Origin of the sequence: Streptomyces sp. AN091965, assembly GCF_022698285.1 — a bacterium.
Classification (GTDB): Bacteria; Actinomycetota; Actinomycetes; order Streptomycetales; family Streptomycetaceae; genus Streptomyces.
Genome location: NZ_JALDMY010000001.1, coordinates 3,405,935 through 3,420,026 on the forward strand (window position 1 = coordinate 3,405,935; position 14,092 = coordinate 3,420,026).

13 protein-coding genes are annotated in these 14,092 nt (G+C 75.7%); 10 read left to right on the forward strand and 3 right to left on the reverse strand.

Translation table 11 applies throughout. From position 1 onward, the window contains the following. Nucleotides 1-31 precede the first annotated feature (31 nt). The gene (locus MQV74_RS14360; RefSeq protein WP_242728683.1) at nucleotides 32-1,357 is read right to left on the reverse strand and encodes an MFS transporter; all 1,326 of its coding nucleotides are present in this window, start codon (nucleotides 1,355-1,357) and stop codon (nucleotides 32-34) included. A 251-nt stretch (nucleotides 1,358-1,608) separates the two neighbouring features. Between MQV74_RS14360 and MQV74_RS14365 the strand changes: the two genes are divergently transcribed. Together MQV74_RS14365 and MQV74_RS14370 are read left to right on the forward strand one after the other, a co-directional pair. Further along, nucleotides 1,609-2,646 carry a rod shape-determining protein gene (locus tag MQV74_RS14365; RefSeq protein WP_138959557.1) on the forward strand — a complete coding sequence of 346 codons (1,038 nt, stop codon included), beginning with the start codon at nucleotides 1,609-1,611 and terminating at the stop codon, nucleotides 2,644-2,646. A gap of 39 nt (nucleotides 2,647-2,685) precedes the next feature. Then, a complete protein-coding gene (locus MQV74_RS14370) occupies nucleotides 2,686-4,200 on the forward strand; it encodes a GAF domain-containing protein (RefSeq protein ID WP_242717671.1) in 1,515 nt (504 codons plus the stop codon). A 43-nt stretch (nucleotides 4,201-4,243) separates the two neighbouring features. On the opposite strand, the gene MQV74_RS14375 is transcribed toward MQV74_RS14370, so the two are convergent. Continuing rightward, on the reverse strand, nucleotides 4,244-5,425 hold the full coding sequence (locus MQV74_RS14375; RefSeq protein WP_374120779.1) for an MFS transporter: 1,182 nt from the start codon (nucleotides 5,423-5,425) through the stop codon (nucleotides 4,244-4,246). A 302-nt stretch (nucleotides 5,426-5,727) separates the two neighbouring features. On the opposite strand from MQV74_RS14375, the gene MQV74_RS14380 reads away from it, so the two are divergent. Genes MQV74_RS14380 through MQV74_RS14415 form a run of 8 tightly spaced genes read left to right on the forward strand, consistent with a single transcriptional unit; the run spans nucleotide 5,728 to nucleotide 13,210 of the window. After that, a complete protein-coding gene (locus MQV74_RS14380) occupies nucleotides 5,728-6,744 on the forward strand; it encodes an ABC transporter substrate-binding protein (protein WP_242717673.1) in 1,017 nt (338 codons plus the stop codon). After that, nucleotides 6,734-7,897, forward strand: a complete 1,164-nt coding sequence (locus MQV74_RS14385; protein ID WP_242717675.1) for a FecCD family ABC transporter permease — start codon at nucleotides 6,734-6,736, stop codon at nucleotides 7,895-7,897. The genes MQV74_RS14380 and MQV74_RS14385 overlap by 11 nt, the downstream gene beginning before the upstream one ends. Continuing rightward, entirely contained in the window at nucleotides 7,894-8,694 is an 801-nt protein-coding gene (locus MQV74_RS14390) for an ABC transporter ATP-binding protein (protein ID WP_242717677.1), read from the forward strand. The genes MQV74_RS14385 and MQV74_RS14390 overlap by 4 nt, the downstream gene beginning before the upstream one ends. Beyond that, nucleotides 8,691-9,428, forward strand: a complete 738-nt coding sequence (locus tag MQV74_RS14395) for a methyltransferase (RefSeq protein WP_242717679.1) — start codon at nucleotides 8,691-8,693, stop codon at nucleotides 9,426-9,428. The genes MQV74_RS14390 and MQV74_RS14395 overlap by 4 nt, the downstream gene beginning before the upstream one ends. Beyond that, nucleotides 9,425-10,255, forward strand: coding sequence for a Rossmann-like domain-containing protein (locus MQV74_RS14400; RefSeq protein WP_242717681.1), 831 nt, complete (start codon nucleotides 9,425-9,427; stop codon nucleotides 10,253-10,255). Before MQV74_RS14395 ends, MQV74_RS14400 begins: the two co-directional genes overlap by 4 nt. Next, nucleotides 10,252-11,262, forward strand: coding sequence for a GHMP family kinase ATP-binding protein (locus MQV74_RS14405; protein WP_242717683.1), 1,011 nt, complete (start codon nucleotides 10,252-10,254; stop codon nucleotides 11,260-11,262). Before MQV74_RS14400 ends, MQV74_RS14405 begins: the two co-directional genes overlap by 4 nt. Continuing rightward, nucleotides 11,183-12,226: a pyridoxal-phosphate dependent enzyme gene (locus MQV74_RS14410; RefSeq protein ID WP_242717685.1), complete on the forward strand. Its 1,044-nt coding sequence runs from the start codon at nucleotides 11,183-11,185 to the stop codon at nucleotides 12,224-12,226. The genes MQV74_RS14405 and MQV74_RS14410 overlap by 80 nt, the downstream gene beginning before the upstream one ends. Before the next feature lie 24 nt (nucleotides 12,227-12,250). Next, the gene (locus MQV74_RS14415) at nucleotides 12,251-13,210 is read left to right on the forward strand and encodes a DNA-binding protein (protein WP_242717687.1); all 960 of its coding nucleotides are present in this window, start codon (nucleotides 12,251-12,253) and stop codon (nucleotides 13,208-13,210) included. Here MQV74_RS14415 and MQV74_RS14420 read toward each other — a convergent pair. After that, on the reverse strand, nucleotides 13,185-13,958 hold the full coding sequence (locus tag MQV74_RS14420; RefSeq protein WP_242717689.1) for an FHA domain-containing protein: 774 nt from the start codon (nucleotides 13,956-13,958) through the stop codon (nucleotides 13,185-13,187). The genes MQV74_RS14415 and MQV74_RS14420 overlap by 26 nt on opposite strands. Nucleotides 13,959-14,092 lie beyond the last annotated feature (134 nt).

The window sequence follows — 14,092 nt, forward strand, 5'->3', positions numbered from 1 at the left end:
CAGGCCTGCGCGGGTCGCGGGCGTCGCGGCGTCAGGCCTGCGGGTCGCGGGCGTCGTAGCGCAGGAAGGCGCGCCAGCGCAGCACCAACAGGCCCACCGCGAGCACGCAGGCCGCGCCGCCGCCGACGATCGCCACCCGGGGCGATGTCAGGTCGCCGACCGTGCCCGCGAGGAAGTCACCGAGGCGGGGGCCGCCCGCCACCACCACGATGAACACGCCTTGCAGGCGCCCCCGCATCGCGTCCGGCGTGGCCGCCTGGAGCATGGTGCTGCGGAACACCATGGAGATGGTGTCGGCGGCGCCCGCGAGGGCCAGGAAGACGACGCCGAGCCAGAGGTCGCGGGTGAGGCCGAAGACGGCGACGGCCGTGCCCCAGCCCGCCACCGAGAGCGCGATGGCGAACCCGTGGTGGTGGATGCGGCCGAGCCAGCCGGAGAACACGCTGCCGAGCAGCGCGCCCACGGCGGGCGCCGCCGCGAGCAGGCCCGCGGTCTTGGCGTCGCCGCCGTACCAGACGACGGCGATGGCGGGGAACAGCGCGCGCGGGTGCGCGAGCACCATGGCGCACATGTCGGTGAAGAACGTCATGCGCAGATTGGGCCGGGTGGCGAGGAAGCGGAGGCCGTCGACCACGGAGGCCCGGCGCCGCTTGCCGCCGTCCGCCGCCGCGCCGCCGTCGGCGCCGCCGTCGGCGCCGCCGTCGGCGCCGTCTTCGCCGGGGAGCATCGACGGCAGCCGCCACATCGCGTACAGCGCGGCCGTGAAGGCGACGGCGTCGATGGCGTACGCCGCCTGGTAGCCCCACAGGCCGACGATGAGGCCGCCCAGCATGGGGCCGACGGTCGTGCCTGACGTGGTGGTCAGGGAGGTGAGGGCGTTGGCGGCGGGCAGCTGCTCGGGCGGGAGCAGGCGGGGGATCATCGCCGTGCGGGCGGGCGAGTTCAGGGCGCCGCACGTCGCCTGGAGCGCGACCACGCCGTACAGGAACCACACGCGGTGGAAGTCCGCGAACGCCGCCACCGCGAGGATCACCGACAGGGCGCACAGACCCATGGCCGAGTACAGGCCGAGCTTGCGGCGGTCCACGGTGTCCGCGATCGCGCCCCCGTACAGGCCGAAGACCACGAGCGGGACGAGCGAGAACAGCCCGACGAGGCCGACCGAGAAGCTGGACCCGGTGATGTCGTACACCTGGAGGGACACCGCGAGGGCGGTCATCGCCTGGCCGACCCAGGAGACGGTGTTGCCGAGCCAGAGCCGCCGGTAGTCGGCGGAGGTCCGCAGCGGGGTCAGATCGGCGAGGATACGGCGCTTGGGCGCGACGGACGCGCCGGAACCGGGCCCCGCGTCCGCTATGGCGGGGCGCTCGTCGTCAGTCGCGTCTTCAGTGGATGCTCGTGTCACACGGGATGCTAACCGGCCCCCCTGGAGGCCAAGAACTGATTTACGCGCCGGGTGTGTCCGGCCCGTGCAGCGTGCGGAACCACCCGCTCGGCCGCACCCCGCCCGGCCCACCCCCGCATGCGCCCGCCCCCGGGCCCCCGCAGGATGCGAAGGGCAGGGCCCACCGCCCGGTGGGCCCCCGCGTGCTCTCGGGAGGATCCGCCGTGACCGTCAGTCTGGAACAGCTGCGCCGCTGCCATATCGGCGTCGACCTGGGGGCGGCCCGTACGCGCGTGTTCGTGAAGGGGGCCGGGCTCGTCGTGGACGAGCCGAGTGTGGCCGCCGTGAACACGCGCACGGGCGCGCTCATCGCGGTCGGCCAGTTCGCGGAGCAGATGACGGGACGCACCCCCGCCTACATCCGTGTCGTACGCCCCGTGTCCGGCGGCACGGTCGTCGACATCCAGATGGCCCAGCGCATGCTGCGCAGCCTGCTCGGCGAGAAGCTGCGCCGCACCCTGCGCCGCAAGCCCCGCCTGCGCGCGGCCGCGTGCACCCCGCACGACGCGGACCCGCTCGCGCAGCGCGCCACCGTCGAGACCCTGGTGGGCCTGGGCGCGCGGCGCGTGGAGCTGGTGGACACCCTCATCGCGGCGGCGGTGGGCTGCGGGCTTCCGGTGGAGCGCGCCGAAGCCACCATGATCATGGTGTGCGGCGCCGCGACCACGCAGGTCGCGGTGCTCTCCCTCGGCTCCATCGTGACGGCCGAGCGGATCCCGGTGGGCGGCGAGGCCATCGACCACGCGATCGTGCAGCACCTGCGCCACCAGCACGAACTGATGCTGCCCTCCCAGTCGGTACGCCCCCTGCAGCTCGCCCTCAGCGGCAACGGCCTGACCCCGCACGGCCCGGAGTCCACCGAGATCCACGGCAGGGACGTGGCGACGGGCCTGGCCCGCTCCGTCCAGGTCGACACGGCGGCCGTCCGCAACGCCATCCACACCCCGCTCACCGCCGTGCTCGACGGCATCGGCAAGGTGCTGCGCGACTGCCCGCCGGACCTCGTGGCCGACCTCGCCGACCGGGGCATCATGATGGTCGGCGGCAGCGCGCTGCTCCCCGGCCTCGACCAGATGCTGCGGAACGCGACGGGCATGCCCGTGCACATCGCGGAGCGGCCCGACGTGTGCGCGGTGCTCGGCCTCGGTGCCATGCTGGAGGGCAAGATCCAGCCGCTGGTCCTCGCCCCCCTGACAGGCTGACGAGGCCCGGCCCGTCCGTTACGGGAGGACGCCGCCGCCATGACCGACGACGTCGTCAGCGGAGCTCCGCCGCCCCTGCCGCTGCTCCTGGACGCGGTCATCGGCGTCGGCACGGAGCTGTCCCTGCGCCCCACGCTCCAGCACATCGTGGACAGCGCCGCCGCGTTGACCGGGGCCCGGCACGCCGTGCTGCGGGTCCCGGCGGCGGAGGGCGCGCGGCCGGAGCGGTTCACGGCCGGAGCGGAGCCGGAGCCCGGCGCGGCGGACGCCGGGGACGACGAGGGCGACGGGGACGACCGGGACGACGGCGACTCCGTGCTGAGCGTCCCCATCCACGTCCAGGACGAGGAGTTCGGCCTGCTCCGCCTCACCCACGAGCGGGGCGGCGTCTTCACCGCCGAGGACCGGGGGATGCTGCGGGTCCTCGCGAGCCAGGCGGGCATCGCCATCGCCAACGCCCGCCTGTACGAGACCGCCCGGCAGCGGGAGCGCTGGATCGAGGGCGCGGCCGCGGTCACCACGGCCCTCCTCACCGGCGAGGCGGCCCCCGACGCCCTGATGACGGTGGCTCAGCAGGCCCGGCTCCTCGCGGACGCTGCGGCGGGCGTCGTCCTCCAGCCGACGGCCGAGGGCGGCATGCGGATCGTCGCGGCGGCGACCTCGGGGGCGGCCGGGCCGGGGTACCGGCGCCACCCCGCGGCGGCCGCGCAGAACGACCTCATGGGGACCACCATCGCGCCCGGCAGCGCCGTCCTGGAGCAACTCCTCGGCGGGCAGCCGGTGTTCATCGAGGACTCGGCGACCGACCCCCGGATGACGACCCGTGTGCGATCCCGGTTCGGGCCGAGCATGATGCTGCCGCTGCAGGCGGGCGGCCGTCTCATCGGCACGCTCGCGCTGCCGCGCCGCCGCGGCGAACGCCCGTACACGGCGGTGGAGCGGCTGCTCGCCACCCAGTTCGCCTCGCAGGCCGCGCTCGCCCTCGTGCTCGCCGACGCGCAGCAGTCCCGGCAGCGGCTCGCCGTGCTCGAGGACCGCGACCGCATCGCCCGCGACCTGCACGACCTCGTCGTCCAGCGGCTCTTCGCGACCGGCATGATGCTGGAGTCGACGCGCCGCAGGGCCGGCTCCGCCCCCGAGCAGTCGGCGCTCGACCAGGCCGTGGACGAGCTGGAGTCCACCATCCAGGAGGTGCGGACGGCGATCTTCGCGCTCCAGCAGCCGCCCGCCGACGCGCCGACGACGTTCCGGGGCAAGGTCCTCAAGGAGACGGCCGGGGCGGGCGCGGTGCTCGGGGTGCAGCCGTCGGTCCACTTCACGGGCGCGGTGGACACCCGGGTCACGGAGCCCACCGCGGGCCGCCTCCTCGCCGCCCTGCGCCGGTCCCTGGCCGCGGCGTCGCGGCGCCCCGGCGTCACCCGGGTGGAGGTGACGGTGGAGGTGGGGGTCCTGCCGGACGGGCGTGCCGGTGTGCGGCTCGTCGTCCACGACGACGGCGAAGCGGACGCCGCCTCCGACACGGGCACGACCACCACCTGGCAGGCCCCGCTCTAACCGGACCCCCGCGTGCCGCCCCCTGCCGCCGGGGGGGGGGAGATCAGGCCGCAGTCCTGCTGAAGCCCCGGCTGCTCGGTACCAGGGCCGCTGCCGCCGGGGCCGCGAAGCACAGGGTCGCGCAGGTCGCGAGGACGGGGCGGGGGCCGAAGGTGTCGATGGCCGGGGCGATCAGGGCGAGGCCCGCGGGGGCGAGGCCGTAGGAGAGCATGAAGTCCAGGGACGACACCCGTGCCAGCTTGTCGGGCGCGACCTCGCGCTGGGTGGCGGTGAACCACGGCACGTTGAACAGTTCGATGCCGACCCCGGCCACCGCGTACGCCGCCACGACGACCGCCCAGTGCACCGGCAGGACGAGGCTCAGCGGTGCGAAGCCGTAGAGGGCGAGGCCCGCGAGGGCGGCCCGGCCCTGGGCGCGCGGCCGCCAGCGGGCGACGACCAGGGCGCCGCCGAGCGCCCCCAGCGTGTACGCGGTCATGGCGGCGGCGAGCACCACCCCGGTGTCGTACTTGTCGCGGCTGACCAGCGGCAGGGCCACGCCGGTCGCCGAGTAGCCGGTGGCTATGACGGTGGTCAGCGCCCCGAGCCCGGCGAGGAACCAGGGGTGGCGCCGGGCCTCCCGCAGTCCTTCGCCGAACTCGGAGAGGAAGGAGGTGCGTTCGCGGTCCGCGGCCGCGGCCGCCCGGCCGGGGCCCGGCACCAGCGCCGCCACCAGCCACAGCAGGCCGATCCCGAGCAGCAGCGCCCAGGTGTCGAGGACCACGGCGAGCAGCGCGGTGAGCGCGGGTCCGGTGAGCGTGGTGGCCCGTACGGACAGGGTCATCGCGGCGTTGGCGGCCTGGCGCCGGTCCTCGTCGACGACCTCGGCGGTCAGCGCCTGGAAGGCGGGGCGGCACGCGCCCTGCCCGGCGCCCGCGACCACGGCGGCCGCCAGCATCAGCGGGAGCGAGCGGCCGAGGCCGAGCGCGAGGAGGGGCGTCGCGGCCGCGGCGGCGAGGCCCGACCAGAGCACGACGCCGCGCCGCGAGTACCGGTCGGCGAGGACGCCGCCGACGGCGACCGCGACGAGGAAGCCCGCGGTGCGGGCGGCGAGCAGCAGGCCGAGGGTGCCCGCGCCGATGGTGCGGTCGAGCACGGCGAGCCCGAGGACGAAGGGCAGCGCCCAGGTGGCGAGCCCGGACGCGGTGGTGCCCGCCCAGAGCCGCAGGAAGGCGGGTTCCCGCAGGACGCTCCGCGTCGGGGCCGTGCCCTCTTCCGCCGCACCCCCTTCCGCACCCTCGGCGGGCCCGGCCGCTTGCGTTGGCGTGGTCGCCACGTGACGTACTCCTCTGCTGTCGTCCGCGCGGTCCGCGCGGTCTCGAAATCGTTATGCGGTCCCGACCGGGCCACCAAGTCCCCGCATCAGTAAGGGACTTGCGGCCCGTTCACGGGCGGCCGCCCTTCGTCGGCAGCCACCCCGAGACCCGTTAATGAAAATGATTGCCATTACAGTACCCTTGTCGCGTCCCCACCCACACCGGAGGTCCCATGCGTCCGCGTCACCCCGTCCGCCTCGGCACAGCCGCCCTCGTCCTGTCCCTCACGGCCGTCGGCTGTGCCTCCGGCGGCAGCGAGCCGTCGGACGACAGGGCGGCCGCCGCCCGGAAGACGACCGTCACGAGCTGCGGGAAGAAGCTGGACTTCGACGGTCCGCCGCAGCATGCCGTCGCCCTCGACCAGTCCTCCACCGAGGTGCTCCTCGAGCTCGGGCTCCAGGACCGCATGGCCGGCACGTCCAACCTCAAGACGAAGATCGCGCCGGAGTACGCGTCGGCGTACGACGAGGTGAAGGTGCTCAGCCCGAAGATCCTCACGAGCGAGCAACTGCGGGCCGCGGCGCCCGACCTCGCCGTCGGCGGCTTCGCGGACTACTTCACCAAGGACCGCGTCGGCACCCGCGAGGAGCTCGCCGGTCTCGGGCTCCCGTCGTTCGTGAGCGCCGTGGACTGCCCGCCGCGCGGCGCCGACCGCACCCCCTTCGAACTGCTCTTCAAGGACTACGCCGACCTCGGCAAGGTCTTCGGCGTCGAGGAGCGCGCGCAGAAGCTCGTGAAGCGGCAGCGCGCCGCGCTCGCCGAGGCCGCGAGGACGAAGAAGCGGGTCAAGGGCGAGCCGACCGTGGTGTGGCTGTACTCGGTGTACGGCGACACCCCGTACGTGGCGGGCGGCTCCGCGGTGCCGAGCGAGATGAGCCGCGTGGTCGGCGCGCGGAACGCCTTCGACGACGTCGACGAGGACTGGCCGCAGGTCAGCTGGGAGGAAGTCGCCAAGCGCAAGCCGGACTTCATCGTGCTCGGCGATCTGTCGGAGCGCGGCAAGCCGGGCGACAGCGCCGAGGACAAGCTCGCGGCGGTCCGGGCCAACCCGGTGATGGCGAAGCTGCCCGCCGTGCGGGAGAAGCGCTTCGTCGAGATACCCGGCACGGAGATGGACCCCTCGGTCCGCGCGGTCGGCGCCCTGCCGCGGCTCGTCACGGGGATGGAGGACCTCGGGTATGTCCGCTAGCCCGGGTCCGGCGGGCGCCGTCGGCCTGCCCGCGCCGCCGGGTCCTGGCGGCGGCGCACCGGACCTGCTGCACCCCTCGGCCCGGACGGCGGCGCGCTCCCCCGGGGCCGCCGCCCCCGCGGCCGCCCGGAGCGTGCTGCGGGGGCCGGGCGCGCGGGCCGGGCTCTTCCTCCTGGCCGCGCTCGCCCTCGTCGCGTCCGCCGCCGTGTCCGTGCGCATCGGCACCACCGACGTCGGTTACGGGGACATCGCCCGCAGCGCCGGCTTCCACCTGGGCCTAGGCGCCGAGCCGTCGGCGCCGCTCGTGGACTCGCTTATCTGGGAGCTCAGAGTGCCGCGCGTGCTGCTCGCGGCCCTGGTCGGCGCCGCGCTCGCGGTGTGCGGCGCCGCGCTCCAGGCGGTCACGCGCAACGCCCTCGCCGACCCCTATCTCCTGGGCATCTCCTCGGGCGCCTCGACCGGCGCGGTCACCGTCGTGGTGCTGGGGGTCGGGTCCGCCTCGCTCGGCGTGACGGGCGGCGCGTTCGTGGGCGCCATGGTGTCGTTCGCGCTCCTGATGCTGCTGCTGCGGCGCGGCGGCCTCGACTCGGTACGGATCGTCCTGACGGGCGTCGTGGTGTCGCAGCTGTTCACGGCCCTCACCTCGCTCGTCCTGATGGCGTCCGGGGACGCGGAGATGATCCGGGCGATCACGCAGTGGCTGCTCGGCTCGATGGCACCCGCGCGCTGGGACGCGGTGGCCGTGACGGCCGCCGTGACGGCGGTGGGACTGCTCGTGCTCTGGCTGAACTCGGCGGCCCTCGACGGGTTCTCCTTCGGCGCGGACACGGCCTCGTCGCTCGGCGTCGACGTGCGCACCACGCGCTGGGTCCTCCTCGTCGTGACGTCCCTGATGACGTCGGTGGCCGTCGCGTCCGTGGGCGCGATCGGCTTCATCGGCCTGATCGTGCCGCACGGCGTACGGTTCCTCGTCGGGCCCGGGCACCGGGTGCTGCTTCCGCTGTCGGCCCTGGTCGGCGCGGTGTTCCTGGTGTGGACGGACGCGCTCGCGCGGGTCGCGTTCACACCGCAGGAGGTGCCCGTCGGCGTGTTCACCGCGCTGCTCGGCGTGCCGCTGTTCCTGCTGGTCCTGCGCGGGCGGGGTGAGCTGTGAGGATCACCGCGGAGAACGTGGCCTGGGCGGTCGCGGGCCGGGCCGTCGTCGACGGCGTGTCCCTGGACGTCGCCCCGGGCGAGACCGTCGGCCTGATCGGGCCCAACGGCTCCGGCAAGTCCTCCCTGCTGCGGTGCCTGGCCGGGCTCCGGGCGCCCACCGAGGGCGTCGTCCGCTACGACGGGGAACCGATCGGGGCCTGGAGCGCGCGGCGCGTCGCCCGGCGCGTCGCCTTCGTGGAGCAGGCCGCCGACACCGACAGCGAGCTGCGGGTCGTGGACGTGGTGAGCCTCGGCCGGACGCCGTTCGGGGACCGGTGGCGCGGGCCCGACGCGCACGACCGGGCCGTCGTCGACGCCGCCCTGGCGCGGCTCGGCCTGACCGGGCTGCGCGAGCGCACCTGGAAGGCCCTGTCCGGCGGCGAGCGCCAGCGCGCCCACATCGCCCGGGCGCTCGCCCAGCAGCCGTACGCGATCCTGCTCGACGAGCCGACCAACCACCTCGACGTCAAGCACCAGTTGGAGCTGCTCGCCCTGCTCGCGGGCACCGACCAGACCGTCCTCGTCGCGCTGCACGACCTGTCGCTCGCCGCCCGCCACTGCGACCGGCTGCTCCTGCTGCACGGCGGGCGCCTCGTCGCCGCCGGGCCGCCGAAGGACGTCCTGACGCCCGAGCTGCTCGCGGAGGTCTTCGAGGTCGACGCCGAGCCGGGGCCGGACGCCCTCGGCCACTTCGCGGTCAGCTACCGCGGCCCCCTCCCCTCCCCCGACTCCCCTACGGAAAAGGACAGTCGATGAACACCCGAGCCACCGGACCCGACCTGCTGCGGCAGCTGCCGCCACCCCTGCCCGCCGAGCGGATCGTCGCGCTCAACCAGCCGAAGGCGGACCTGCGCACCACGCGTACGTACGCGTGGAACGGCTGGAGCTTCGACGTGCCGCCCGGCGTGTTCCTGCCCGGCGAGACCAGCCGGATGGCGCACGAGCGGATCCTCGACGGCCGCATAGAGACCCGCGGTCTGCGCTACGGGGCCATGGGGGCCGGGCTCGGCGTGGAGGCCGTGGCCGCCGGGGTGCGCGGGGCACGTGAGATCTACGCGATGGACGTGCACGCCACCAGCGTCGCCACCGCGGCCCGGCACTACGCCCGCCTGGTCGGCCCCCGGGAGGGCACGGCGTTCCTGCCCGCGGCGGGCGACCTCTTCGACGGGCTTCCGCCCGGCGCGCGGCTCGATGTCGTCACCTTCAACCCGCCCGCCGTCAGCGAGCCGGTGAGCGAGGACCCCGACGTCGTGCGCAACACCTGCGTCGGCTCGTCCCTGCTCGCGCGGTTCTTCACGCAGCTCGCCGAGCGGGAGCTGCTCGCGCCGGACGGCGTGGCGTACGTGATCGCGTCGAACACCGCCGACCTGCGCCGCATCGTCCAGGACGCCCAGGACCGGGGCTTCGCGCCACGGGTCGACTCCGTGCGCGACTGGCGCGACGGCGTGCTCACCTTCCTGTTCGCCTTCACCCGGGGAGGCCGGGCATGAAGCACCCCGAGAACGTCCAGGAGCTTCTCGCCGCCGCCCTCGCGGGCGAACTGGGCCCCGATCCGGCGGGTCTGACGGCCACCAGCGTGTTCTGGATCCACCACGGCACGCGGCTCGCCGGGGGCGACGTCACCTACCTCAACCAGTACGTCCTCGTCCGTGTCGGCGGGGCCTTCGGCGGCTGCGCCTTCGAGGCGGGCGAGATCGACCCGGCCATCTGCCGCGAGGCGTCCGGGAGTTCGCTCGCCGCACTCCTCAAGGACGCGCCGACGCCGCTGCGCACGGCCGCCCTCGACGCCTACCTGGCCTGCGTCGCGCCGCACCGGGAGGCCGCCGGGGCCGAGCCGGTGACGCTGCCCGCCGGGCCGCCGGAGGTGCGCGCGGTGGCCCGGGACACGGCCGTCGCGGACCTGCTCGACATCGGGCCGGGCGCCAAGGTCGCGCTGATCGGCGTGGTCAACCCGCTCGTCGCGGCGATCCGCGAGCGCGGCGGCGACCCGCTGCCCTGCGACTTCAACCTGCGGACGACCCAGTGGGGCGACCCCGTGAGCCGCGACATGCACGCGGTCCTCGACAAGGCCGACGCCGTCGTCGCCACCGGCATGACCCTGTCCAACGGCAGCTTCGACACGATCCTCGCCCGCTGCCGCGAGCGGGGCGTCCCGCTGGTCGTGTACGCGCAGTCCGGCAGCGCCGTCGCGCGGGCCTTCCTGGGCGCGGGGGTGACCGCGCTGTCCGCGGAGCCGTTCCCGTTCTCGCAGTTCAGCGCCGAGCCGACGGTCCTGTACCGGTACCGGGCCGCGCCGGGCGACGAGGGCGGGGCATGAGGGCCGGGACCGGGCGGGCCGCCTGCCACCACGGCGAGATCCTCCAGGGCGTGTTCCTGGACGGACGCGGGCGGCGCGTCGCGGGCCTGGTCACGCTGCCGCTCGCCGGGCTCGGCACCCGCGCGGAGTTCACCCGCCGCCCGGGCACCGCGGCCGTGACGGTGGTCCCCGCCGACCGCACCAAGGCGCTGCGCGCGGCGACGTACGCCCTCGCCGAGTGCGCCGCGCACGGCGAGGAGCCGCTGTGCGGCGGCGAGTTGCGGCTCGTCGGCGACGTCCCGGTGGGGCTCGGCATGGGCTCGTCCAGCAGCGACGTGATCGCGGCCGTGCGCGCGGTCGCCGACGCGTTCGGCGTGCGCCTCGCGCCGGAGGCGGTCGCGCGGCTCGCGGTGCGCGCCGAGCGCGCCTCGGACCCGCTGATGCTGGACGGCCGCGCGCTGCTGTTCGCCCAGCGCGAGGGCCGCGTCCTGGAGGACCTCGGCGCGGCCCTGCCCCCGGCGGTCGTCGTCGGCTGCGCGCTCGGCGGCGGCCGGTCGGTGGACACCCTCGCGCTGCCCGCCCCCGCCCCGGCGGACGACACCGACGTACCGGCCTACGAACGGCTGCGGGGCCTGCTGCGCCAGGCCGTCGCCGCCGCCGACCCCGCGCTGCTCGGCCACGTCGCCACCGAGAGCGCCCGGCTGCGCCAGCGGGTCCTGCCGCACGCGGAGTTCACCGCGCTCACCGGCATCGCGGGCCGCGTCGGCGCGCTCGGCGTCCAGGTCGCGCACAGCGGCAACGTGGCGGGGCTGCTCTTCGACCCCGCCGCGCGGGACCTGCGCGGCCGGGTGCGGGCCTGCCGCCGGGCCCTCGCGGCCACGGGCATCCCCGCCACCCACACCTTCCACACCACCCCCACGTCTGCGACCACGAGCGAGGAGCCCCCGCATGGACGAGCACATCGCGGAAGCGATCGGCCGCCCCGACCTGATACGCGTGGCCGACGGGTTCGTCTGCCTGCGCTTTGAGACCATGAAGGCCGTCTCGGCCCTCGCGGCCGTGCGCCACCTCCTGGACACCGGCGCGGTGCGCCGCGGCGACACGCTGCTCGACAGTTCGAGCGGCATCTACGCCTACGCGCTGGCGCTCGCCTGCCACCGCTACGGCATGCGCTGCCACATCGTCGGCTCCACCACCGTCGACCACACCCTGCGCACCCAACTCGCCGTCCTCGGCGCCACCTTGGAACAGATGCCGCCGAGCGACGACCTGAAGCTCGACCAGAAGCGGCGCGTCGCGCGCGTCCACGAGATCCTGCGCGAGCACCCCGAGTACTTCTGGATGCGGCAGTACCACGACGACATCCACTACCTCGGCTACGAGGCGATCGCGGACCGCGTGTGCGCGGAGACCGGTGCCACCGGCGGCCTCACCCTCGTCGGCGGCGTGGGCTCCGGCGCCTCGACCGGCGCCCTCGCCCGCTACGCGCGGGCCCGCCGCCCCGACGTGCGCCTGGTCGGCGTGCAGCCCTTCGGCAGCGTCACCTTCGGCAGCGAGCACGTCGCCGACCCGGAGATCATCATCGCCGGGATCGGCAGCTCCATCCCGTTCGCCAACGTCCACCACCCGGCGTACGACACCCTGCACTGGCTGTCCTTCGACACCGCGCTCGCCGGGAACGTGGACCTGCTGCGGCGGCACGCGCTGTTCGCGGGCCTGTCCACCGGCGCCGCCTACGCGGCCGCGCGCTGGGAGCACGCCGCCGCCCCCGGCCGCACCACGGTCTTCATCGCCGCCGACACCGGCCACCGCTACGTGGACACGGTCTTCGCCCGGCACGCGGAGGCGGCCCCGCTGGCGTCCCTGGCACCGCGCACGGTCACGTCCCTGGACGCGCTCGCGCTGCCCTGGTCGCGGATGGAGTGGGCGGGCGCGGCGGCCCCGGCCGCGGCGGGAACAGAGCCCGCGCGGGGGCCGTTGCAGCGCACATAGAGATCGTTGCGGCCGGGGGGAGGCGTGGTGGAGCACGGAAAGGGAGAGGAGGGCGACGTCACCGCGTACGCCGTGGACGCGGTGCGGCGGCTCGTCGCCGTGGACGCCGAGCACGGCGCCCGCGCCGCCGTGCCGCTGGTGCGCGCGGCCCTGCGGGGCCTGCCCGGCACGGCGGCGGGGCCGCGCGCGCACCCGGCCCGCCGCCGCCCGTCCGGCGCCGCGCGGGGCGCGGACAGCGACCGGCTCGCCGCGCTCGCCGAGCTGTACGAGGTCGCCGGGTGGATCCTGTTCGACGCGGGCCACTACCGGCGGGCGCACCGGCTCAACGCCCGCGCGCTCGCCCTCGCGGAGCGGTGCGGCGACCGCTGGACGGCCCGCCTCACGCTCCTGAACGACAGCATGCTCCTGGCCCACACCGGCCGCCCCCGCGCCGCGCTGGCCGCCGCCGCCCGCGCGCGGGGGCCGCGGCCGCTGCCGCCGCGCGTGGCGAGCCTCGTCCTGATCCGCGAGGCGCACGCGACCGCGCTGCTCGGCGCCCGGCGGGAGCCGCGCGACCTGCTCGCGCGGGCCGGAAGCCGGTTCCTCGACGGCGTCTCGCGGCACGATCCGCCGTGGGCGTGGTGGCTCGACGAGTGGGAGCTGCTCGGCCACCGCGGCTGGGTCCTCGCCCGGCTCGGCGACACCGGAGGGGCGGTGCCCGCGCTGCACCGCGCGGCCGCCGCGCCCGGCCCGTCCTACCGGCACCTGTTCACCGCCCAGCTGCTCGCGGCCCTCGTCCGGGCGGGCGCCTGGCGGGACGCGGAGCGGCTGGTCGCGGACCTCGCCCCGCGGGCCGGGGCCATCGGCTCCGCGCGCACCACGGAGGTCCTCGGGCGGCTCGCCCGCCGCCTGCGGGAGCCCGGCGCCGCGCCCCCGTCCCTGCGGGACGCCGCCGTGTTCCTCCTGGAGTCACTGCCCGCTACCGGTCCGGCTCGTCGTCCATGAGGCCGAGGTCGGGCGGCACCAGCGTGGTGGACTCCACCAGGCCCCTGAGCAGGTTGTGCAGCAGGCTGTTGTCGGACGGGCGGCCCACCGACGTGTCGTGCAGGAGCGGGTACGGGAAGCCGCCGTCGTGCAGCCTGCGCCGCACGACCTCGATCCGGTACTCGATCCTGCGCTCCCCCCAGAGCTCGTCGGGGCGCAGATAGGCGAGCTGCTCGGCCGCCCTGGGATAGGTCAGCGGGCGCGGGCTCTCCTCGTACAGCAGGTACTCCTGGCCGAGGACGACGAGGAGCAGCCGCTCCTCGTCCGACAGCGGCCACCGCTTGGGCGGCACGGTGTCGGCGCGGCGGCGGGAGACCGGGCCAAGGTCGTCGTGGCCCGTGACGTACAGCTCGACCAGGTGCTCGCGGTAGCCGGAGCCGCGCACGAACAGCGGGGTGTAGCCCGGCGCGAGCGGCACCGGGTCGGTGCTGGAGTGCATCATCCGGCCGCGCGGCAGGCGCAGCAGCTGGCGTCCGGTGTTGCGCAGCCACCAGGCGCGGTCGCGGTACGTGAGTTCGCCGTGGCGGCGGCTCACCATCAGGTCGTGCTCGCCGACGCCGAGGTCGACGCCGGGCTCCTCGCCGCGTCCGAACCGCACGGTCAGGCCGGGCCTGGGCGGGGCCTGGAGGTCGCCGGTGACGGTGCGCGCGTGCAGGGTGCCCGGCGGCGCGGGCGCGACGCCGCGCGCGAGGCTCGCGGGACCGTTCATGGCGTCTCCTCCTTGGCCGCGGTGTCCGCCAGTGTGGATGCCCTGTCACGGGACCCGTCCCGAAGTACGCCCCCTAAGGGGCGCGGGGCTGTGTCCCTATGCGGCTCCGCCGCGCGGGCGCGACCAGCCACAGA

Coding starts and splice junctions, on each gene's coding strand:
- MQV74_RS14370 (WP_242717671.1), top strand. CDS start 2,686: ATGACCGACGACGTCGTCAGCGGAGCTCCGCCGCCCCTGCCGCTGCTC.
- MQV74_RS14380 (WP_242717673.1), top strand. CDS start 5,728: ATGCGTCCGCGTCACCCCGTCCGCCTCGGCACAGCCGCCCTCGTCCTG.
- MQV74_RS14385 (WP_242717675.1), top strand. CDS start 6,734: ATGTCCGCTAGCCCGGGTCCGGCGGGCGCCGTCGGCCTGCCCGCGCCG.
- MQV74_RS14395 (WP_242717679.1), top strand. CDS start 8,691: ATGAACACCCGAGCCACCGGACCCGACCTGCTGCGGCAGCTGCCGCCA.
- MQV74_RS14400 (WP_242717681.1), top strand. CDS start 9,425: ATGAAGCACCCCGAGAACGTCCAGGAGCTTCTCGCCGCCGCCCTCGCG.
- MQV74_RS14405 (WP_242717683.1), top strand. CDS start 10,252: ATGAGGGCCGGGACCGGGCGGGCCGCCTGCCACCACGGCGAGATCCTC.
- MQV74_RS14410 (WP_242717685.1), top strand. CDS start 11,183: ATGGACGAGCACATCGCGGAAGCGATCGGCCGCCCCGACCTGATACGC.
- MQV74_RS14420 (WP_242717689.1), bottom strand. CDS start 13,958: ATGAACGGTCCCGCGAGCCTCGCGCGCGGCGTCGCGCCCGCGCCGCCG.